17 protein-coding genes and 1 riboswitch are annotated in these 22248 nt (G+C 41.1%); of the genes, 15 read left to right on the forward strand and 2 right to left on the reverse strand.

The window, feature by feature from the left end; translation table 11 throughout:
• Positions 1-7: 7 nt before the first annotated feature.
• From AC3A54_RS20575 to recQ, 9 genes are all read left to right on the forward strand, one after another.
• Positions 8-1753, forward strand: a complete 1746-nt coding sequence (locus AC3A54_RS20575) for a sigma 54-interacting transcriptional regulator (RefSeq protein WP_335546599.1) — start codon at positions 8-10, stop codon at positions 1751-1753.
• Positions 1754-1970: 217 nt separating this feature from the next.
• On the forward strand, positions 1971-3500 hold the full coding sequence (locus AC3A54_RS20580) for an acyl-CoA synthetase (protein WP_487655995.1): 1530 nt from the start codon (positions 1971-1973) through the stop codon (positions 3498-3500).
• A 190-nt stretch (positions 3501-3690) separates the two neighbouring features.
• On the forward strand, positions 3691-4836 hold the full coding sequence (locus AC3A54_RS20585; protein WP_335546596.1) for an acyl-CoA dehydrogenase family protein: 1146 nt from the start codon (positions 3691-3693) through the stop codon (positions 4834-4836).
• Between the two features lie 18 nt (positions 4837-4854).
• Positions 4855-6012 carry a thiolase family protein gene (locus AC3A54_RS20590; RefSeq protein WP_487655996.1) on the forward strand — a complete coding sequence of 386 codons (1158 nt, stop codon included), beginning with the start codon at positions 4855-4857 and terminating at the stop codon, positions 6010-6012.
• A gap of 282 nt (positions 6013-6294) precedes the next feature.
• Positions 6295-7869 carry a fatty acid--CoA ligase gene (locus AC3A54_RS20595; RefSeq protein ID WP_487655997.1) on the forward strand — a complete coding sequence of 525 codons (1575 nt, stop codon included), beginning with the start codon at positions 6295-6297 and terminating at the stop codon, positions 7867-7869.
• Between the two features lie 18 nt (positions 7870-7887).
• A complete protein-coding gene (locus AC3A54_RS20600) occupies positions 7888-8982 on the forward strand; it encodes a CaiB/BaiF CoA transferase family protein (RefSeq protein WP_487655998.1) in 1095 nt (364 codons plus the stop codon).
• 121 nt (positions 8983-9103) lie between these two features.
• Complete coding sequence (locus tag AC3A54_RS20605; protein ID WP_487656027.1) at positions 9104-9505, forward strand: MerR family transcriptional regulator; 402 nt, start codon at positions 9104-9106, stop codon at positions 9503-9505.
• Positions 9492-10415: a DMT family transporter gene (locus tag AC3A54_RS20610; protein WP_487655999.1), complete on the forward strand. Its 924-nt coding sequence runs from the start codon at positions 9492-9494 to the stop codon at positions 10413-10415. The genes AC3A54_RS20605 and AC3A54_RS20610 overlap by 14 nt, the downstream gene beginning before the upstream one ends.
• 120 nt (positions 10416-10535) lie before the next feature.
• On the forward strand, positions 10536-12665 hold the full coding sequence (gene recQ, locus AC3A54_RS20615; protein WP_487656000.1) for a DNA helicase RecQ: 2130 nt from the start codon (positions 10536-10538) through the stop codon (positions 12663-12665).
• 181 nt (positions 12666-12846) lie between these two features.
• Here the strand turns inward: recQ and AC3A54_RS20620 are convergent, their stop codons facing one another.
• A complete protein-coding gene (locus AC3A54_RS20620; RefSeq protein WP_335546582.1) occupies positions 12847-13635 on the reverse strand; it encodes a formate/nitrite transporter family protein in 789 nt (262 codons plus the stop codon).
• 228 nt (positions 13636-13863) lie between these two features.
• On the opposite strand from AC3A54_RS20620, the gene yfkAB reads away from it, so the two are divergent.
• Both yfkAB and AC3A54_RS20630 read left to right on the forward strand, forming a co-directional pair.
• On the forward strand, positions 13864-14985 hold the full coding sequence (gene yfkAB / locus AC3A54_RS20625) for a radical SAM/CxCxxxxC motif protein YfkAB (protein ID WP_487656001.1): 1122 nt from the start codon (positions 13864-13866) through the stop codon (positions 14983-14985).
• A gap of 248 nt (positions 14986-15233) precedes the next feature.
• A complete protein-coding gene (locus AC3A54_RS20630; RefSeq protein ID WP_007083691.1) occupies positions 15234-15434 on the forward strand; it encodes a cold-shock protein in 201 nt (66 codons plus the stop codon).
• Between the two features lie 398 nt (positions 15435-15832).
• Here the strand turns inward: AC3A54_RS20630 and AC3A54_RS20635 are convergent, their stop codons facing one another.
• Positions 15833-17047 carry an MFS transporter gene (locus AC3A54_RS20635; RefSeq protein ID WP_487656002.1) on the reverse strand — a complete coding sequence of 405 codons (1215 nt, stop codon included), beginning with the start codon at positions 17045-17047 and terminating at the stop codon, positions 15833-15835.
• 231 nt (positions 17048-17278) lie between these two features.
• Positions 17279-17387, forward strand: a riboswitch (SAM riboswitch).
• A gap of 128 nt (positions 17388-17515) precedes the next feature.
• Here AC3A54_RS20635 and AC3A54_RS20640 point away from each other — a divergent pair.
• From AC3A54_RS20640 to AC3A54_RS20655, 4 genes are all read left to right on the forward strand, one after another.
• Positions 17516-18625, forward strand: coding sequence for a sugar ABC transporter substrate-binding protein (locus tag AC3A54_RS20640; protein WP_487656003.1), 1110 nt, complete (start codon positions 17516-17518; stop codon positions 18623-18625).
• Between the two features lie 72 nt (positions 18626-18697).
• On the forward strand, positions 18698-20200 hold the full coding sequence (locus AC3A54_RS20645) for a sugar ABC transporter ATP-binding protein (RefSeq protein ID WP_487656004.1): 1503 nt from the start codon (positions 18698-18700) through the stop codon (positions 20198-20200).
• A 1-nt stretch (position 20201) separates the two neighbouring features.
• Positions 20202-21203, forward strand: coding sequence for an ABC transporter permease (locus AC3A54_RS20650; protein ID WP_487656005.1), 1002 nt, complete (start codon positions 20202-20204; stop codon positions 21201-21203).
• Between the two features lie 179 nt (positions 21204-21382).
• Positions 21383-22126, forward strand: coding sequence for an alpha/beta hydrolase (locus AC3A54_RS20655; protein ID WP_487656006.1), 744 nt, complete (start codon positions 21383-21385; stop codon positions 22124-22126).
• The last annotated feature ends 122 nt before the right edge of the window (positions 22127-22248 follow it).

Here is a 22248-nt window from a genome sequence, read left to right on the forward strand (position 1 = left end):
TGACGAAATGCCTGAATTTAAAGATATCATTACGCCAGTGGATTGTAGGGTAACAGAAGTAACGACACTTAAAGAAGCCCTTGATCTTATGCAAGAAAAGAAGTGGAACCTGTTGCCAGTAACTGACTCAAACAGAAGGCTTCTCGGTGTTTTTACTCGTAGCAGTTTATATCAAATGGTCATAGCTGAATGTCCCCTTAACACTCCCATCAAAAAATACATAATAAAACAGGTTGAAACATTAGATATCAATACCCCGTATGAACAGATTGAGAGAATTGTAAAAACCAGTCAGGTTGGAACAGGTGTGATTATCGATGAACAAGACCAAGTGGTTGGTATTTTAACAAAGACAGATATGGTCATGTCACTTTTACAAACCTCACAGGAATTACAAACGATTAAAACATTAAAAAGGACATTGGAAACAGCCATTGACCATGCATTTGACGGGATTGTCATGACGGATGAAAAGAAAAAGATTCAGATGGTCAGTCCTCCTCTTTTAGAATTATTCAATCTTCAAATCGAAGCGGTGCTACACGAACCAGCTGAGAAAGCACTGCCACAGCTTCACTTAGAAAAGGTTTATGAATCCGAAACCGCTGAAGTAAGCGGGTTTTTAGAGATTAATGGCATTAAATATATCGTTCATCGCATCCCGATTGTAGAGGATGGAAGGGTGATTGGGGCAATAGGCAAAGTGGTATTCCGGCAATTAAACGAGGTAAGCGAGCTATTCAAAAAGCTGCAGAAGGCAGAGAATAAGGCAAGCTTTTATCATCAACAATTTCAGAAGTCGGAATCAGCGAGATTCACATGGGACCATCTATTAACCGTTGACCCCTATATGGAAAAATTGAAGAAAAGTGCGGCAAAAGCAGCAAAAGGCCGTTCGACCATTCTGATTCGCGGAGAAAGTGGTACGGGCAAAGAACTATTTGCACACGCCATTCATAAAAGTAGTGCGAGAAGTACGGGAAAGTTCATTGTTGTCAATTGTGCAGCCATTCCTGAGGATTTGCTAGAATCGGAGTTTTTTGGCTATGAAGAAGGGGCTTTTACAGGAGCCAGACAAAAAGGGAAGCTGGGTAAGTTCGATTTGGCCAATGGAGGGACTCTTTTTCTCGATGAGATTGGAGATATGTCGTTAGCGCTCCAGGCAAAGTTATTACGTGTCCTTCAAGAGAGAGAATTTTATCGGGTGGGTGGAACGGTAAGAATTCAGGTGGATGTCAGAATTATCGCCGCTACTAACCGTAACCTTGAAGAAATGGTCAAAGAAGGGACGTTTAGAGAGGATTTATACTACCGCCTCAATGTGATTTCATTAAACGTTCCTCCTCTAAGGGAACGCCTCTATGATGTCGACCATTTAATAGGACAATTCATGATTGAATTTAATCAAATTTTGGGCACAAGCATAATGGGCATAGAGGAAAGGGCAAGAGAAACATTGCTTGGTTACGACTGGCCTGGGAATGTCCGTGAACTAAGAAACGTGATGGAACGGGCCATGACTTTTGCTGAAAGTGGAAAAATTAAAATTGAGGACCTGCCTGATTATGTAACAAAGAAGGTGACCATTTTCGAACCATTGGTGAATGTTTCCTTAGTTGAAAATGCTGAGCTTGAAGCGATTAAAAAGGCACTTGTCCAAGTTCAAGGAAATAAAGTAAAGGCTGCTAGGTTACTAGGGATTAGCCGGTCAGGTTTATATGAAAAAATAAAAAAATATAAATTGCCGACTTAGGAACAACAAGTGGTGAGGGGAGACGTGAATACATTACTTCGTCTCCCTCATTTGATGGTGTCCAGTTTTTGGACATTAGAATGTCTTCTGTGTATGGTTGAAATACAACTAATAGTCGAAGAATCCTGTGTTGGCCTCTGATTCTACTTTTCTGAATATTGGCACAAAAATTGCATATATAACGGTTGAGTCTTTTTATTAAAGGAGGATCCCAATAATGAATATCGGCAGCCTATTAACGCAAAATGCACGCAAATATCCTGAATTACTGGCCATTGAATGTGAAGGTAGAAGCTATACGTATCGTCAATTTAATGAGGAAGTTAATCAACTGGCACACGGTTTAATGGAACAAGGTGTAAAAAAAGGTGACAAGCTTGCATTAATGATGAAGAATTCGGATCACTTTGTGTTTACTTTTTTTGCGGCTGCTAAAATTGGTGCGGTTGCCGTTCCGGTTAACTTCCGACTGACGGCTTCAGAGGTTCAATATATTTTACAGCAGTCAGACGCTGCGGTTGTCGTTTGTGACCAGGAATTTGAGTCAATCATTGCAGAAGCGAAGCAAGGTGCGGGTGTGCGGCTGGTGATTACCGTTGGCGAACCAGAAATAACAGGCTACTTTTCGTATGAAAAAATTCTATCCGCTAACAAAGAGGAACCAAATGTGGAGGTATCTCAGCAGGACGACTTAGAAATCCTCTATACCTCAGGGACAACGGGGCGGCCAAAGGGAGCATTATTTACACATGACCAAATTTTTAAAGTTGGCATTTCTGTTGTCATCAATATGGGAATCCGGCCACATGAGCATATTCTGCATTTAGCACCACTGTTCCACTCAGCACAGCTGAACCTATTCCTGATTTCCGGTGTGGCACTTGGTGCGACCCATATTATCCATCGAGATTTCCATCCAGTAAAAACACTTCAAGCTATCCAAGAGCATAAAATTACCCATCTATTCGCTGTCCCAGCTATGTATAACTTCCTTCTTCAAGTACCAAATGCAGCAGATTATGATCTATCTTCCATAAAGCGAGTCGGGTATGGTGCCGCACCAATGGCACCTGAGTTGGTCAAAAAAAGCATGCAGCTATTTAAAACAGACCAGTTTTACAACCTGTGCGGTTTAACGGAAGCCGGGCCTGGAGGCATTCTTCTCGATCCTGAGGGACATAAGAATCATCTTGGAAAAGGTGGGAAGCCCATTTTCTTAACGGAAACACGGGTGGTGAATGAAGAGGGAATTGATGTGCTGCCTGGCGTGATTGGGGAATTTATTGTCCGCAGTCCGATGGTGATGAAGGAATATTATAAAAAGCCGGAGGAGACGAAGAGCACGCTGAAAAACGGCTGGCTTTATACAGGAGATTTAGCCACGATTGATGAGGAAGGCTATATTACGCTTGTGGACCGGAAGAAAGATATGATCATTTCCGGCGGGGAAAATGTGTATTCGGTGGAAGTTGAAAGCGTTCTCTTTGAGCATCCGGGTATTCTTGATGCTGCGATTATCGGGTTGCCGGATGAAGTTTGGGGTGAGGCGGTCTGCGCCATCGTTGTACCGAAAGAGGGGGCTGTGATTGACGAGCAGGAACTGCGAAGCTTCTGTCGTCAAAAGCTTGCAGGCTATAAGGTGCCAAGACGGATTTTTATCGAGGAACAGCTACCGAGAAACGCCTCTGGAAAAGTATTAAAATATCAGCTGCGGCAGAAGATGCGGACGGAGAGTAATGTGAAGTAGTGTTGGCTGGCGGAAAATTGTAGATAAGTAATGAATTTGTGTAGATAAATGATAAAAGTGTGTAGATAAACTTCAAAAACGTGTAGATAAATTGTAAAAGTGTGTAGATAAACTTCAAAAACGTGTAGAAAAACGATGAACCCCCTCTACTAAACGTGGGCGTTCTCATAATGAAAGAGAGGTTTTTTAAATGAAACATCCATATTTAACAGATGACCATGAAATATTTCGCCAATCATTAAGAAAGTTTTTAGAAAAAGAAGCATATCCCTTTTATGAGCAGTGGGAAGAAGACAGGATGATTCCTCGATCTTTTTGGAAGAAGATGGGGGAGCAGGGCTTCCTATGTCCAGATATCGATGAGAAATATGGTGGCAGTGAGGTCGACTGGGGCTTTGCGGTTGTTATTAATGAAGAATTGGAACGAGTAGGCTCCGGTTTAATTGGAATTGGCCTTCACAATGATATTGTCGTTCCCTACATTACGGCCTACGGAACAGAGGAGCAAAAGCAGCGCTGGCTGCCTAAATGTGTCACCGGTGAAATCATTACCGCTATTGCGATGACCGAGCCAGGTACGGGTTCAGACTTAGCCAATATTAAAACAACTGCCAAGCTGGACGGCGACCACTATATTGTGAATGGTCAAAAGACGTTCATTACAAATGGTATCCAGTCAGACCTTGTCGTTGTTGCTGTGAAGACCGACACACAAGCCGTTCCTAAGCATAAAGGTGTCAGCCTGCTTGTTATCGAACGAGATACTCCTGGTTTTTCAAGAGGAAGAAAGTTAAACAAAGTCGGGCTCCATTGCCAGGATACTGCGGAATTAATCTTTGAGGATTGTCGTGTACCAAAGGAAAACCTGCTTGGTGAGGAAGGCAAAGGCTTTCTTTATTTAATGGAAAAGCTTCAGCAGGAACGACTTCTTGTAGCAATTGGGGCGCAAACAGCATCGGAAGTAATGCTAAAAATGACTATGGATTATGTGAAAAGTAGAGAAGCGTTCGGCAGACCCGTCAGCCAGTTTCAAAATACGCAGTTTAAAATTGTCGAGATGGCCACGGAAATTGAAATGGGCAGAGCGTTCCTTGATCAGTTAATTGCTGAACATATTGAAGGGAAAAACGTGGTGACAAAGGTCTCGATGGCGAAATGGAAGTTAACTGATATTGCTAAAAGGATCGCTGCGGAATGTATGCAGCTCCACGGTGGCTATGGGTATATGGAAGAGTATGAGATTGCGAGACGATTCCGTGATATCCCGGTCTCCAGCATTTATGCCGGTACGAATGAAATAATGAAAACCATTATTGCGAAAAATTTAGGATTATAGAAAGAGGGGACGAGAACGATGCGTGAAGTTGTTATTGTTGAAGGCGTACGTACGCCGGTTGGAAGAAGAAATGGATTGTTAAAGGATATTCGTCCAGATGACCTAGCTGGTTTAGCATTGAAGGAGCTTGTGAACCGGGCAGGTATCAACCCTGCGATTGTTGATGATGTGATTTTAGGCTGTGTCACTCAAGCGGGGGAACAGGCGGGAGATATTGCTAGAGTTGCCGCGTTAATTGCTGGCTTCCCAATCGAAGTTCCTGGAACAACGATTGACCGTCAATGTGGTTCGAGTCAGCAAGCTGTCCACTTTGCAGCACAGGCAATTCTCGCTGGTGATATGGATGTGGTGATTGCTGGTGGAGTGGAAAGCATGTCGCGTGTTCCGATGGGCTCCAACTACAAAGGGGCGGAGGAGCCTTTTAGTCCTACTTTAAAATCTAAATACGAAATGATTCATCAAGGGCTGTCCGCTGAGAGGATCGCTGAAAATTATGGATTTACTCGTGAGGAGCTCGACCAATTCTCGCTTGAGAGCCATCAGAAAGCATTAAAGGCACAAGAGGAAGGGTACTTCGCAAGAGAAATCTTCCCACTTGAAGTGACACTTCCAGATGGCACAACCACCATAGTTAAGGATGATTCTGGTCCAAGAAAAGGAACTTCTTTGGAAGCTTTAGCAGGACTGCGGACTTCCTTTAAGGAAGATGGTGTCATTCATGCGGGTAACTCGAGTCAAATTAGTGATGGGGCAGCTGCCTTATTGTTGATGTCTCGTGAAAAAGCAGAAGAGCTTGGGTTAAAGCCTCGTTTCCGCGTTCATACTCGTGTGGTTGTGGGATCTGATCCAACCTTGATGCTTACAGGGCCAATCCCAGCTACAGAAAAGGCGTTAGAAAAATCGGGCTTAACGATTAATGATATCGATGTATTTGAAGTCAATGAAGCGTTCGCTCCAGTTCCACTTGCTTGGTTGCGAGAGACGGGTGCAGATCCTGCGAAGCTCAATCCAAATGGTGGTGCGATTGCACTCGGCCATCCACTAGGCGGCAGCGGTGCCCGTTTGATGGTGACGATGATGCACGAATTGGAGCGCACGGGCGGCCGTTATGGTTTGCAAACCATGTGCGAAGGTCATGGCATGGCTAATGCTACGATTATTGAGAGATTAGATTAAGTTTTAGGTTGGGAATCTTGGATTCGCTCATAAACTAGTAAAATTCGCTCATATAACTATAGAATTCGCTCATATAATCATCAGGGAACTAGATTCGCGAATAAATGGGCCCAATTCGCGAATAAAAACCAAGAATTCGCGAATAAAATCTCAAAATTCGCGAATAAAAGCCTAAGATTCGCGAATAAGCAGCAATCAGATATAAAATTTCCTGCAAAAAACATAAAAAGGGCAATCGGCCAACACCGGTTGCCTACCAAACTATTAAACGGAGGCGGTTAAATGAGTACAACCATCGGAAAAATCTTTGATTTGACGGTAAAAAAGTTCCCAAATAAGGAAGCCCTATATGATGTCAGGAAAAATACCCGTTATACCTACAAAGAGTGGAATGAACAGGTCAACCGACTAGCACATGCACTAGTCAACGAAGGGGTACAAAAAGGCGACCGGGTTTCCACCTTCCTCTTTAATACCGAAGAACTCGCAACCACCTTTATCGCCTGTGCCAAAATTGGTGCAGTGTTCAACCCAATTAATTTCCGATTAATGCCGGAAGAAGTTGCGTATATTTTATCTGATGCGAGCCCAAAAGTAGTTCTCTTTGAACAAGCATTAGAGCCTGTCATCGCTACTATCGAAAACCGTTTCCCTCAAAGTGCCTTCTGGTTTATTGATGAAGACACACCTGCCTATGCAACCAACTACCAAGAAAAGCTAACCACTAGCTCAACTCAAGAGATCCATGCAGAAGTAACTGAAAATGACCTATATGCGATTATGTATACAAGTGGGACAACCGGTCGGCCAAAGGGCGTCCTCCACCGCCACCGGAACATGGTCGAACAAAGCTTACTAGTTATCGGGGCGACTAAATACGAAGCGATAGATGTTGGACTTGTAACCGCACCAATGTTCCACTGCGCAGAACTCCATTGTGCCATCCTACCGAGAATTCATGTAGGGGCACGAAATGTGGTGCTCCACCAATTCAATCCAAAGAAAGTATTAGAGCTAATCGAACAGGAGAAGATTACAAAGTTCTTCGCGGCACCGACCATGTGGAACATGCTTTTACAAGAAGACCTTAATCAATATGATATTTCAAGTTTAAAGCTAGGTTTATATGGTGCTGCACCTATGGCGCCATCCCTTGTGCATGCCTGCCATGATCGCTTAGGCATTGCCCTTGTCCAAGCCTATGGAATGACAGAAATGGGCCCAGCTATTACTTTTCTATCAGAAACAGATCAGCTAACAAAAGCAGGCTCTGCCGGTCAAGCATGCCTCAATCATGATATCCGTATTGTTCGTACCAAAGAGGATGGCCCTTCCGATCCGGACGATGTGGTTCCTGCAGGTGAAACGGGAGAAATCATTGTCCAAGGACCGTGTATGATGTCAGGGTATTTCAATCGCGAAGAAGCAACAGAGAAAGCCATGTATAAAGGCTGGTACCATTCTGGAGATATCGGCTATTTAGATGAAGATGGCTATCTATGGGTGAATGATCGTGTAGACGATATGATCATTAGCGGCGGGGAGAATATCTATCCACGGGAAGTAGAGGATCTTCTGCATGCCCATGCCGGTGTCCTTGATGTGGCGATTGTTGGCCAGCCCGATGACCGTTGGGGTGAAACAGTTACAGCCTTCGTTGTAAAAAAGGACCCTAATGTGACAGAACAAGAGCTGGATGAATACTGCAAGAACAGTGATAAACTCGCGAATTATAAGCGGCCACGAAAATACGTTTTTTGTGAAGCACTCCCACGAAATGCAAGTGGGAAAATCCAAAAATTTGTGCTTAGAAAGCAGCTGGAGGAGCTATTTGCCCCAGGCTCCAAAAATTCGTAAAAGGAAAGGGTTCTAATCATGCTGGAAGGAATAAAAGTAATAGATTTCACCAACTACTTACCAGGACCATATGCGACCTTACGATTAGCGGATCTTGGTGCGGAAATCATTAAGGTGGAACCGCCGGAAGGAGATCCTGCGCGAAATACAGGAATATCGAAACAGGGTTCAGGGCTTGTTTTTCTGGCGAATAATCGGCAAAAGAAAAGCATCACCTTGAATTTGAAGGAGAAGGACGGAGTAGAAACGGCACTAAAATTAATTGCCCATGCGGATGTCCTTATTGAGAGTTTTAGACCTGGTGTGATGGAGAAACTTGGGCTTGGGTTTAAGGCGGTTCAAAAGGTGAAGCCTGAAATAGTGTATTGCTCCATTTCGGGCTATGGGCAAAAAAGTCTGCTGAGTAAGCTTGGAAACCACGATCTCAATTATATGGCGTTAAGCGGTGTATTGGCTCAATTGAAGGATAAACAGGGTAAGCCTGTTCACCCATCGATTACAATTGGTGATTATCTAGGTGGATTTGCAGCAAATGAACGAATCCTTGCAGGACTTGTCTCACGGTTTTTAACTGGAAAAGGGAGCTATCATTCTATTTCCATTACGGATCAGCTTGTATCTTTACTGGGAAATCATGTGATGGTTGAAAAAGAAACGGGCGAAGCGGACGGCATCAGTGTCTTGAACGGAAGTATTATTTCATATGCCTTATACGAAACGCAGGACGGAAGGTATATGAGTATCGGGGCATTGGAGCCAAAGTTTTGGCAGAATTTTTGTCTAGCACATGGACGAGAAGAATGGATCAAAGCCCATTTTACTAAAACGGAAGACACTAACCCGATTTTTCAAGAAATCACCACTCTTTTTAAAAATAAAACCTTCTATGAATGGATTGAGTTTGCTCAAAAGGTAGATTGCTGTATGGCGCCCGTGTTGGAAGTGGGGGAACTGAACGATCATCCTTATTTTAAAGAAAAAGAATTGATTTTCACCTCCTCCTGGGGGGACTGCCAAGTGAAGATGCATAGTGATTTAAAACAGGAAGTAATCTCGCCGCCTCCTAAAAAAGGCGAGCACAAAGACCAAATCTTAACTAATCTATTTGTATAAAAAGATCTAGACTGTCGAGATGTAATCGGCAGTTTTTTTAATTAAGAAAAAAATTCCAAATTAATGTTGACTTAGAGCTAACTCTAAGTTGTAGCATGTGTATAGGAGGTGTTGGAGAATGGTGTACAGTATATCTGAAGTTGCCGAGCAAACAGGGTTTTCGGCACATACGTTACGATACTATGAAAAAATTGGCCTTTTATCGTCACCGACAAGGCAAGGTGGAAAGAGGCTGTATACCGTAGGGGAGATACGGCTGCTGCAATTCATGAAGGTTCTTAAAAATACAGGAATGTCTTTAGAAGATATTCAAGAGTTCTTGGTAGATGGATGTCTTCTAGAAAATAAGGATGCTGAGCAGGATAGAAGTAAGAAAGTACAAAATCGAAAGAATATTTTAGAAAAGCATTTGCTGACATTGGAGCAACAAAAAAGAGAATTAGAAATGGTCATTCAGCTAACGGAAGAGAAGCTAGCAACTTATCAAGACATGCTAGAGGAGGACCAGAATGAAAAACGGTAAAGTGGTAGGAATGCTAATTGGTTTTGTGTTAGTGACGGGTGCCACCTTCAACCTTGCCAAGTACGCCGTTCAATATTTTTCTGCTGCAAGTGCAGCAGGATGGAGATTTGGGATTGCGGCACTTGTTATGTTTGCTCTTCTAATCATTCAAAAGAAAGTAAAATGGGAAACCATTCTCAGGCACGGGATCACTTATACCATACTTGGGATAGTAGGGATTTTTGGATTTAATGCCTTTTTCTTTTTCGGAATGAATCATACTTCACCATTAAATGGAGCCTTAATTATGGGAACGAATCCACTAGTGACTACTATATTGGCTTATTTTATTTTAAAGGCACCAATCAACAAAAAACAAACCGTAGGAATTTTTTTTGCCTTAGTAGGAGTAACCCTGGTATTGACTAAAGGATCTTGGGAAGTGATTCAAACTCTTTCTTTTTCAAAGGGTGACTTGCTCATCTTAGCGGGGAATGTGTGCTGGGCCTTGTATGGGGTATTAGGGAGAAAGTACTTAAAAACGAGTTCTTCCTTAGAGACTACTACTTACACGATGGTCGTTGGTGCTTTGTGCCTTATCGGATTAGCTGCCTTTTCACCAAGTGCGAATCCAGTCACCACCAATGTACCAATAGCAGCCTGGGGAGCCATTTTATTTATGGCCATCTTCACCAGTGTCTTAGGCTATCTGTGGTGGAACAAAGCAATGGAGATGATAGGAGCGGCTAATACGGCCGTATTCTTTAATTTAGTGCCAGTTGTTACCATGCTTATCTCAATCGCAACAGGAACTCCCGTTGCCATGGTTCAAACAATAGGAACCATCATGGTGATTTCAGGCGTTCTATTATCCTCCGGTTTTTTAAACTTTGGAAAAGTGTATAAAGTGTTAGCGAGGTCTCTTGAATAAGAGATCTTTTTTGCATGGACAACCGGGAAAGTTCACAAATTTTTTTTCAAAAAGCAGTATAATAGAATCATGATTATTTTCAGCTAAGAGACATAATCCAAATTGAGAGGAGGAACCCCTTTGTTTGAAAAAGCATTGCCATTACTAGAAACGCATTTTGGTTACAGCTCCTTCCGTACGGGACAAGAGCAGGCTATTCAATCCGTGTTAAACGGACAAAATACCATTTGTGTCATGCCCACGGGTGGTGGTAAATCGATTTGCTATCAAATCCCTGCGCTTGTCCTACCAGGAACCACGCTTGTCATTTCCCCATTAATCTCTTTAATGAAGGACCAGGTAGATGCCCTCATTCAAGTCGGTATTTCAGCCACATTTATTAATAGCTCATTAAGTTTTAGTGAAGCAAGTGAACGGATTCGTGAAGCTAAACAAGGGAAATACAAACTGCTATACATTGCACCAGAAAGATTAGAATCACAAGATTTTATCGAGGACATAAGAGAAATGGAGATCCCGCTTGTAGCTGTGGACGAAGCCCACTGTATTTCACAATGGGGACATGATTTTCGTCCCAGCTACCGCCATATTCAACAAATGCTGAATACCCTACCGCAAAGACCAAATGTACTTGCGCTAACAGCGACAGCAACACCAAGAGTGCGTGAGGATATTTGCCGTCTTTTAAGCATTGATGAAAGAAATACGATTATTACAGGATTCGAACGGGAAAATCTGTCTTTCGCCGTTATCAAAGGTCAAGATAGACAAAAGTATCTCTTCGACTATTTGAGAAAGAACGATAAAGAAGCCGGAATTATTTATGCCGCGACACGGAAAAATGTAGATCAACTTTATGAAAGACTTACTAAAGAAAATATCAATGTTGCTCGCTACCATGCAGGGATGGGAGATGTGGAGCGAAACCATGAGCAGGAGCGTTTTTTAGAGGACAAGGCAACGGTTATGGTCGCCACTTCTGCCTTCGGAATGGGGATTGACAAATCCAATATTCGATATGTCGTTCATTATCAAATGCCGAAGAATATGGAGAGCTATTATCAAGAAGCCGGCCGTGCAGGACGTGATGGACTGGATAGTGAATGTATTCTGTTATATTCCCCACAAGATGTGCAGGTTCAGCGCTTTCTCATTGACCAATCTAGTGATCGAACACGCATCACACAAGAGTTAGACAAGCTTCAGCAAATGGTAGACTACTGTCATACGGAAGAATGTCTGCAGGAATTTATTATAAAATATTTTGGTGAACATGAGACAGAGCCATGTGGTAGATGTGGTAACTGCTTGGATACAAGAACTAGCATCGATGTAACCAGAGAAGCACAAATGGTCATGTCCTGTGTCATTCGGATGGGGCAACGCTTCGGTAAAACCATCACAGCCCAGGTTTTAACAGGGTCGAAAAATCAAAAGGTGGCGGAAATGGGTTTTAACAGGCTGCCTACTTACGGAATTATGAAGGAGAAGAGCGCAAAAGATGTAAGTGATTTTATTGAATTCTTGATTTCACAAGAGTTAATTGCCATTGAGCAAGGACAATTTCCTACTCTTTTTGTTTCTCCTAAGGGAAAAGAGGTTCTATTAGGAAAGCAACAGGTATACCGGAGAGAAACGGTTCAGGTTAAGCAAGTGTCTAAGAATGATCCGTTATTTGAAGTGTTACGTGAGGTACGAAAACAAATTGCTGAATCGGAAAAAGTACCACCATTTGTTATTTTCTCTGATGCTACCTTAAAGGATATGTGTGTCAAACTTCCGATCACGAACGAGGAGTTTTTACAGGTAAGCGGTGTGGGTGAACTTAAGCTTCAAAAATATGGACTTCGGTTTATTGAGGCAATACTCACATTCGTTGAAGACAATCCGGATTATCAGAGTGAGCATGGATCTGTAGAGAAGGCGCCGAAGAAGCAGGCAAACAGGACCGTCACTGATTCGCATTTGGAAACATTGACATTACATCAAAGTGATTATTCAATAATGGAAATCGTCGAGAAGCGTGATTTAGCGGTTAGTACGGTGGAGAATCACTTAATTCAATGTGCACAGCAGGGGTTAGAGGTCGATTTTTCAAAACATATCCCAGCTGAATACATACCGCTTTTAGAAAAAGCAGTGGAAGAAGCGGGACGTGATCGATTAAAACCCATTAAGGAACTCCTTCCAGAAGAGGTTAGCTACTTTATGATTAAAGGCTATCTATATTTTCTAAGTAAAAATAAATAGGTGAATAAATATTACAAATATTACTGTTGTTAGAATATTTTAAAACATTGTCGATATCTTACTGAATTTGTTGTTATTTCCCCGGGAATTTGTCGATATTTCCTAATAATTGGATAAGATGATAGCGTTCGACAATGTTACTACAAAAATGGCTGACTCTAGAAAGGAGTCAGCCTTATTTTTATTCCTGATATTCATCTAAAAACGGTTTATTTACGTAATAATACATCATTGCCATAAATACCGCTCCGCCAATCAGATTGCCGATTGTAACAGGAACAAGGTTGTGAATCACGCCACCCCATGAAATCGTTCCTGGGTGATTTAGTACTAAGGCAATAGCGAATGTACACATATTAGCAATACTGTGCTCATATCCGGAAATAAAGAAACAGAAGACAAACAGCATCATGGCAAACATCTTTGGTCCATCTCCTTTTAACCCCATTGGAAGGAAAAAGGCCATACAAACAAGCCAGTTACAAAGGATTGCCCGGAAAAACAACTCTGTTGTAGGGACTTGCATTTTAACTTCCACGACATGGAGGAGAAATCCATTAACTGAAGAGCTCGCATAAAGTCCTGTGGTGAAAATAATAAAAGCAAAAACAGCGGCACCTAAGATATTTCCTGCATAACTGCATACCCATAGCTTTAGTACTTCTATCCAAGTCATTTTCTTACGGAGTGCAGCGTAGGTGTAATAAAACGTATTTCCTGTAAATAGATCCCCACCGCCATAGGCGATTAATATAATCGCTGCTCCGAAAGTAAGAGCGGCCATTGGGTAGGCAAACGGTGAGTCTACTACATAGAAGAAATTACCGGTCTTGAACGCAACAATGACCCCAAAACCAATAAACATACTGGCAAGCATCGAGCGTAAAATATATCGGAGGATGCTTTGGCGAAATATCTTAATCTTTTTTAAGGCTAATTTTTCTGCTTCATGCAAAGGCTGCATTTCCATTTCCACTACCACCATTCACAATTCGTTTACTATCCCTTTATTTTTCAATAATCATGGAACAAAATGTATTATACGGGAATTACTTCATTTACCCAACGAAAAATAGGGAATTGCCATAGAATATTCTCAATTTATATTCATATGCTTTTGTAACTAATATAAATAGCTACTTGTCCATACGATGCGCTATAATAAGGTTTTTCCTACTACAAAAATAAAGGAGTTTGTATGAAAACATTAAATAAAATTACTCCCCAGTTCGATCCTTGGGAAGCGTATTTAGATGTAACACAATACGGAAAACCTCTGCTTACCAATATCGAATTTACGACTACCACTCTTTGTAATATGCGCTGCGAGCATTGTGCTGTAGGGTACACCCTCCAAACAAAGGAGCCGTTAGCACTTCCAATTGAGCTTATTTTACATAGGTTAGAGGAAATTCCACAACTACGTTCGTTAAGTATTACAGGGGGTGAACCTATGCTTTCGCATAGCTCTGTCAGTAATTATGTAATGCCCATTTTAAAGTATGCCCATGAGCGCGGAGTTCGAACACAAATGAATTCGAACCTAACCCTTGATTTAAATCGGTATGAAGAAGTTATTCCGTATTTGGATGTATTACATATTTCACATAATTGGGGAACGGTGGACGATTTTGTAGAAGGCGGCTTTGCAAGGATGGAGCGGAAGCCTGATTATAGCCAGCGAGAAAAATATTTTACGAGAATGATAGAAAATAGCAGGGAACTGGTAAAAGCGGGTGTCATGGTTTCGGCGGAAACCATGTTAAATAAACGGACACTGCCTCATTTGGAAAAAATTCACCGGCAAATTGTAGATGAAATGCTTTGTCAACGCCATGAAGTGCATCCTATGTATCCGAGTGATTTCGCCAGTAATCTTGAAACATTATCATTAAGTGAAATTAGGGACGCAATTCATCATTTATTAGACATAAGGGATGAAAATGTATGGATGCTTTTTGGAACACTGCCATTTTATGCTTGCAGCAGTAAACAGGAGGATTTGGACCTTTTAAAACGACTTTATCAGAGTGAAAATGTAACCGTCAGAAATGATCCAGATGGTCGTTCCCGTTTGAATGTGAATATATTTAACGGTGATATTATTGTAACGGATTTCGGAGATACTCCTCCTTTAGGAAATATCCAAACAACTACACTTGAAGAGGCCTATCAAGCTTGGCAAAACACAGGCATAGCGAAGGAGTTAAGCTGTCATTGCCCAGCTGTTTCATGCTTAGGTCCAAATATCTTGGTCAAAAACAGCTATTATCAGAATCTTGATTTTACCGAGTTGGAAGCCAATATTGCAAAAAAATAATCTCTGTTAAACTGGGATGTTGATGTCCGCTCAAGGCGCTTCGCTTTCCGCGTGCGGTAAAACATGAGAGGCTAAAAGGACACTCTTTATTGTCTTCTTGCAAATATTTAAGTGAAATGTTATACTAAAGAAGAATTATTTTTGTTCGGTGTAAAGGATAGTATAAGTTAACTTTTCGTCTTGATGATCACTGAGTGCAAGGATAGTACCATAATGTGTGCAAAAGCACACAGCAGGAGGAAACACACATGGAACAAGGTAAAGTAAAATGGTTTAACGCAGAAAAAGGTTTTGGATTCATCGAACGCGAAGCTGGAGACGATGTATTCGTTCACTTCTCAGCAATCCAAAGCGAAGGTTTCAAATCATTAGACGAAGGTCAAGCTGTTACTTTTGAAGTAGAACAAGGTCAACGTGGACCACAAGCTACTAACGTTCGTAAAGCTTAATACCATTTCGGATAAGACAGGCTCTATTTTATAGAGTCTGTTTTTTTTTATTCAAAAGGCTGTGCTAAAGAACAGTGTTGATTTTTATACCCTGTTGATGGGAGCGGAAGGCTCGAAGACTCCTGTGGGAGTACGGTTCAGGGGAGACCCCGCAGGCGCAAGCGCCGAGGAGGCTCGCCGAAACGCCCACGGAAAGCGAAGAGCCTGGAGCGGAAATCAACAGGCAATTTTAACAAAGTCATTCAAAAAAAACAAAACAAAAAACCCCACTCATGAATGAGTAGGGCACACAAATGAAACAGTAATTCAAATGGTAGAGTTATTGTATCATATATTTCCGGAATAACCTAATTTATTTCAATAAATTTTTTGGTAACTTTTGTATACTGAATGAGTTATTACGCTGTATGTTTAACAAGCTTAGGATGTCGGAGCAATGATACGAGCAAAATCAGTCCGCTCATAATCAATAAAGCACTGGTACTTATAAAAACAGCGGAAAAGCCAAAGTAGCCAGAAAGAAAGCCCCCCAACATGGGCCCAATGATGTTACCGAGAAATCTTAGACTATTGTTATAGCCAAGGACCTCACCTTGCATGGTAATCGGAGCCTCCTGGCGGATATAAGCAATCCTGACAGGAATGATTCCGCCGATGGTCACACCTAAGGCAATACGGATGATGACAAGCTGCCAAAGACTTGTCACGATCGCTCCTGGTAAGTACACTATCCCTGCTGAAAATAGAAGTATGACTAATATTTTGATATAACCATATTTATCTGCAATCTTTCCCCAGTTCCGTGACATGAGTAAGTTGCCTATTCCCGCTGCGGAAAAAGCAATCCCTGAATAAAAAGCAACATTGTTTGGCCCATGCAAATCACTTACAAATAACGACAGGATTGGTTGAATGCTGAAATGGGCGATTTGTACAAGAGATGATATAAGCAATACGGTTAATAGTACAGGATTTCGTAGGATGTGTTTGATAACCTCTTTACTAGAATAATGTGATTTAGTACCCCTCGTTGGTTCTACGAGAAATTCCTTCGTAGCGATGACAAGCATGGCAGAGATGAATATGGAAATCGAAGTCCATTTAAAGGTGGTCGCATAGCCGAGTGTATCGGCTAAAATTCCTCCGAGCATGGGTCCTAACAACGAACCCGTAATACTTCCTGTTTGTAATGTCCCAAGGACACGACCAGCAATCTCTTTAGGTGTTTGTGTGGAGATGAATGCCTGTGACATCGGGATAAACCCTGAGAAAAAGCCCATAAAAAACCGTAGCAAGAACAGCTGCCAGACTGAATGAACAAATCCCATTAAAAAGATAGATACAGCCATCCCTAATCCACAAATGATAAGTATCTTTTTCCGACCATAGCGATCTCCAATCTTCCCCCAAACTGGTGAAAAAAGAAAGGCAGAAACAAAGGTGATCCCAAAAGTAATACCTGACCAATGTTGGACATATTTCTCTGAAAAGTCCCCAAACGTTTCAATATACAGCGAAATAAACGGCATGACCATCGTCATACTACCGGCAACAAAGAAGTTGGCAAACCACATAATTAGTAAATTACGCTTTGCACTTTCCTGCTTATTCATGGATGGTAACACTTCTTTCTACAATTTATTTCGGTTTCCTAAATATAATCATACCGAAATTTCTTAGGAGAATAAAGCAATAACTGGGTTTAGTTTTAATAATAGTTTCCCCAACTCCGTTCAATAAGATTAAAAAGGAGTTATTACTTTATTAAAAATATTTAAAATACTATTGACAACTTGTTAATGTGAGTTTAAATTTAGTTTATTACTTTAAATCAATAATACGTTCTCTTATCAAGAGTGGCAGAGGGACTGGCCCGATGACGCCCAGCAACCGTTCCGAAAAAGGAATTGGTGCTAAATCCTGCAAAACATTTAATGTTTTGAGAGATAAGAGAGGAGTAGTCCAACATTTGTGATGAAACCTCTCTTTTCTGGAGAGGTTTTTTATTTTTACATAAAAAAGACTTCTCCAATGGGAATAGTTTATTTTGGTAAGAAAGACGAAAAGGGGGAGCTTTTATCATGAAAAAAAATATTTTCAAAAGTGTGCTTGTATCGACGTTGGCAGCAAGCCTGCTACTCACAGGGTGTGCATCAGGGGGAGAAACCAAGAAAGCAAGCGGAAATAAAAATGTATCACTTGAAGGCGTACCAGAACAATTTAAAGGCGACCAATTAAAAATTAAGGTGATTCGTAAAATTGGCGGTGACGACCACACAGCTCAATTCTTAGCAGGAGCTAAAGAAGAGGGAGAAGCATTAGGTTTAAAAGTGGATGTGTTTACCGCAAATGGAGATACAGCAAAATTCCATGATGCTATAAATCAGGCGTTAGGTCAGGACTATGATGGATTCATTATTTCACACGGTGATGATGATGCGACGGTGAACGATGTAAAGAAGATTGTCGAAAAAGGAAAAAGCGTTGTTACATTTGATTCTAATCCAAAGTTGGCTGAGGTGGAGGGAGTAACACTTACATCACAGGATGACGAAGCATTGGCAACTTTAGCACTAGATCAGCTTGTAAAGGATACGAAGGGCAAAGCGAATATTGCGTACCTTTGGGTTGACGGTTTTCCACCAATGGTGAGACGAAACAAAGTGTATCAAGATGTACTTTCAAAAAATCCTGGAATTAAAGAAGTGGAACGGTTCGGTGTAGCCGCTGCAGATACCAGTGTTCAAACACAAAACGCCGTAGCTGCCATGTTAAATAAATATCCAAAAGGAAAGTTGGATGCCATCTTTGCTACTTGGGATGCCTTTGCTATTGGTGCGGCACGAGCTCTAAAAGAGGCGGGCCGTGAAGAAGTGAAAATTTATGGCATTGATGTTTCAAATGCAGACCTTCAAGAGATTCAAAGAAAAGGTAGTGCTTGGAAATACACAGCTGCCGTGGATCCTAAACTAATTGGTGCGGTGGATTTGAGATTGCTTTCTAAAAAACTAGCAGGTGAAGAAACACCACAAACCTATGATTTAGAGGCTTCTCTAGTTTCACAAGACAATCTTCAAAAGTCTAAAGATCCTGTTAACATGGTTAATCTATCAAAAATTATTTCTGGATGGGGCCAATCAGGTGCATTCGAGGAAGATTGGATGAAAACATTAAAAAAATATTATAAATAATTATTGGTTACTATAAGCACTCTCTTTTTCACTTGATTAAGAGAGTGTTTGTTTGATAGGGGGGACGATTTCATGCAGTCAACATTGGAAATGAAAAATATAACTATTGAATTTCCAGGGGTGAAAGCTTTAAATCAGGTTCATTTTTCAACAAAGACAGGAAAGATTCAGGCATTGATTGGAGCAAATGGTGCAGGGAAATCAACTCTAATGAAAGTCCTCTCAGGGGCTTATAATCATTTTACCGGTGAGATTTTACTGGATGGGGAATCTTTGAACATTCGATCACCAAAAGATGCCCAGGATGCGGGTATACAGATTGTCTATCAAGAAGTTGATACGGTCCTTATACCTAATTTAACGGTCGCCGAGAATATTATGTTGATGGATACGGTTCATCATATGGGAAAAAAGCAGTGGATGAACTGGAAGACTCTTCATCAAAAAGCAGCACAAATCCTGGCTGAAATGAATATTACACTTTCTACGAAAAAGCTTGTGAGTGAGCTTTCTCTAGCAGAAAAGCAAATGATTCTCATTGCAAGAGCTGTCTCGAATCGGTGTAAGTATCTGATTCTAGATGAACCAACTGCACCCTTAAGTCATACGGAAACGACCGAGCTTTTTCGAATTGCCCGCGAATTAAAGAGGCAAAATGTTGGGATTATCTTTATTTCTCACCGCCTGCCAGAGATTTTTGAAATCTGTGATGAAATTACAGTAATGAGAAACGGAGAATTTGTCGTAAAGGAGAACATCTCAGAGACAACACAGAATCAAGTGGTGGAGCACATGCTTGGTCAAAAGTTGGAGGAACAGTTCCCGAAAAAGAATACGAGAATTGGAAACACAGTTCTTGAAGTGAACGGACTTTCAGATAGAAGTAAAATTAAAGATTTCCATTTACATGTGAAATCTGGAGAAATCGTTGGAGTAGCTGGGCTAGTCGGTGCTGGAAAAACTGAGCTGTGCAAGGCGCTTTTTGGTTCTGAAAAATTAACTGGAGGAGAAGTCCTTCTTAATGGAGTTAAACTAACTTTGAATAGCCCATATGATGCGGTGAAAAATGGGATGGCGTTAGTGCCTGAAGAACGCAGAAAGGAAGGGATTCTTGTCCTTGAATCAGTGGAATCCAATTTGACAGCGGCTAATTTGGACAGTTTTGCAAACGTATTTAGCTTTTTAAATAGAAAGAAAGAAAAGGAAACAGCCAAGCAGCTGATTAGCCGGCTTGGAATTAAAACACCTTCTGAAGAAACAAAGGTTCAGAATCTATCTGGAGGAAATCAGCAGAAGGTCGCAATAGGAAAGTGGCTGGTAGCTGAGGCCGATGTCTATATTTTTGATGAACCAACCAAAGGTGTCGATGTTGGTGCCAAAAAAGACATATTTGAGCTGATTACGGAATTGGCAAGCAGAGGGAAATCGATTATTTACGCTTCTTCCGAACTATCAGAGATTATGGGGATTACGGATCGGGTCTACATTCTATATGATGGACAATCAATAAAGGAGTTAGAGACGAACCGAACAAACGAAGAAGAACTTTTATTTTATTCCACAGGGGGCAGGTAAAATGGAGACAAATATTACAGCAAAGAATCAGACCCCAACCAAAAAAACATTTGAATTGTTTCAATTTTTATATAAGTACGGGACCATTATCACGATTCTTGCACTTATCATTATTTTTTCAGCGGCAAATCCTACCTTTATTCAGGGCAGTAATATTGTCAATATCCTCCGGTCGATTTCGATTGTGACGATTATTGCTATAGGTATTACCATTTCATTATCTGTAGATGGATTCGATTTATCAGTAGGCTCGGTAGCTTCGTTATCGAATGCCATCGTGATTTCTATGTTTGTCTGGTTTTCCCAAAATACCCTCATTGCGATTATCTCTGCGATTGGTGCCTCATTAATTGTAGGTGCTTTGAATTCGTTTATGATCGTTAAGTTACGAATCCCAGACATGCTAATGACTTTAGCGACAATGTTTATCATTCAAGGGACCGCACTTACCTATACAAAAGGCGCGACAGTTTCTCAAAATATGGTGATGCCAGATGGATCCATGGCAACGGGACTAATCAGTCCATTTTTTGCAAAGATTGGTGCGGTTCCATGGATTATTATCATCATGGCGATAACCGTCATTCTTGTGCATATCTTTCTGACTTATACCAAGCATGGTCGTTACATGTATGTGATTGGCGGAAACAAAGAGGCTGCAAGACTTTCAGGGATCCCTGTTAATAAATATAAAGTGGCGGCTTATTTACTCTCAGCTTTATTTGCATCAATCGGCGGAATTGTCCTTGCATCAAGGGTTATGACTTCAGAAATTAACTCCGGGGCACCCTACCTTATGGATTCGGTTGCTGCAGCCTTTATCGGATTTTCAGTTCTAGGTGCCGGTAAACCAAATGCGTTTGGTACCTTTATCGGTGCGGTATTAATTGGTATTCTGCAAAATGGCCTTGTCATGATGTCTGTACCGTATTATGCCATGGATATTGTAAAAGGGACGGTACTAGCTTTTGCATTAGCAATTACTTATTATAAACAGAAATAATATAATAGACACCTATTCACATTGTGGATAGGTTATTTTTTTATGATCAAGGATATCAACAAATAATGTAGTTTTTATTAACAATATCCACAAGAAAATCACTTATTCACAGGCAGGTAATTATTTAATGGAAGCGAATACATCTTAAGTGAGGAAAATAATGTGATGGAGGGAAGAGTATGACCAACAAATATCTAATTTTAGAAGGCGCAGAGCCGTTTTACTTTGAGGGAAGCAATGTTGGAATTTTAGTATCACATGGGTTTACAGGTAGCACCCAAAGTATGCGGCCACTAGGAGAGGCATACGCGAAAGCGGGCTACACAGTATGTGGACCGCGGCTCAAAGGTCATGGAACTCACTATGAAGAAATGGAACAAACTACCTATCAGGATTGGGTTTCTTCTATTGAAGAAGGATTCCAATGGTTAAAAGACCGCTGCGATACGATTTTTGTCACCGGGCTTTCGATGGGGGGAACATTGACTCTTTACATGGCTGAAAAATATCCAGAGATTCGAGCGATTATTCCAATAAACGCCGCAGTGGATATTCCAGAAATGGCTCCTGTCCGGCAGTTAGAAGGGGTAAGGTTTTTAGATGCAATTGGGTCTGATATTAAAAAAGCAGATGTGACGGAATTAGCGTATGAAAAAACCCCTGTTCAATCGATTAAGGAAATCCTAACGTTTATGGAGCAGGTAAAAGCAGACCTTCATAAAATTACCTGTCCGGCATTGATTTTTGTATCGGAAGAGGATCATGTCGTGCCACCTAATAATTCACAAATGATATATGATGGCATTCGCTCTTCGATAAAAGAGATCCATCATATGAAGGAGAGTTATCATGTTGCGACACTTGATAACGACCAACAAGTGATCATTGAGAAAACATTAGATTTCATTGAAAAAAATCAGTGAAAAGTAGACGTAGGTGGAGCCTTCTACATCGACTTTCTCGCTTGTTTTATAGTGAAAAGTAGAAGTAGGAGCCATCTACATCGACTTTCTCGTTAATTTTTAAGTGAAAAGTAGAAGTAGGA

This window comes from Neobacillus sp. Soil_C_43 (assembly GCF_057656715.1).

Coding starts and splice junctions, on each gene's coding strand:
- AC3A54_RS20580 (WP_487655995.1), top strand. CDS start 1,971: ATGAATATCGGCAGCCTATTAACGCAAAATGCACGCAAATATCCTGAA.
- AC3A54_RS20590 (WP_487655996.1), top strand. CDS start 4,855: ATGCGTGAAGTTGTTATTGTTGAAGGCGTACGTACGCCGGTTGGAAGA.
- yfkAB (WP_487656001.1), top strand. CDS start 13,864: ATGAAAACATTAAATAAAATTACTCCCCAGTTCGATCCTTGGGAAGCG.
- AC3A54_RS20635 (WP_487656002.1), bottom strand. CDS start 17,047: ATGAATAAGCAGGAAAGTGCAAAGCGTAATTTACTAATTATGTGGTTT.
- AC3A54_RS20645 (WP_487656004.1), top strand. CDS start 18,698: ATGCAGTCAACATTGGAAATGAAAAATATAACTATTGAATTTCCAGGG.
- AC3A54_RS20575 (WP_335546599.1), top strand. CDS start 8: ATGCCTGAATTTAAAGATATCATTACGCCAGTGGATTGTAGGGTAACA.
- AC3A54_RS20600 (WP_487655998.1), top strand. CDS start 7,888: ATGCTGGAAGGAATAAAAGTAATAGATTTCACCAACTACTTACCAGGA.
- AC3A54_RS20655 (WP_487656006.1), top strand. CDS start 21,383: ATGACCAACAAATATCTAATTTTAGAAGGCGCAGAGCCGTTTTACTTT.
- AC3A54_RS20620 (WP_335546582.1), bottom strand. CDS start 13,635: ATGGAAATGCAGCCTTTGCATGAAGCAGAAAAATTAGCCTTAAAAAAG.
- AC3A54_RS20610 (WP_487655999.1), top strand. CDS start 9,492: ATGAAAAACGGTAAAGTGGTAGGAATGCTAATTGGTTTTGTGTTAGTG.
- AC3A54_RS20595 (WP_487655997.1), top strand. CDS start 6,295: ATGAGTACAACCATCGGAAAAATCTTTGATTTGACGGTAAAAAAGTTC.
- AC3A54_RS20630 (WP_007083691.1), top strand. CDS start 15,234: ATGGAACAAGGTAAAGTAAAATGGTTTAACGCAGAAAAAGGTTTTGGA.
- AC3A54_RS20640 (WP_487656003.1), top strand. CDS start 17,516: ATGAAAAAAAATATTTTCAAAAGTGTGCTTGTATCGACGTTGGCAGCA.
- AC3A54_RS20585 (WP_335546596.1), top strand. CDS start 3,691: ATGAAACATCCATATTTAACAGATGACCATGAAATATTTCGCCAATCA.
- AC3A54_RS20650 (WP_487656005.1), top strand. CDS start 20,202: ATGGAGACAAATATTACAGCAAAGAATCAGACCCCAACCAAAAAAACA.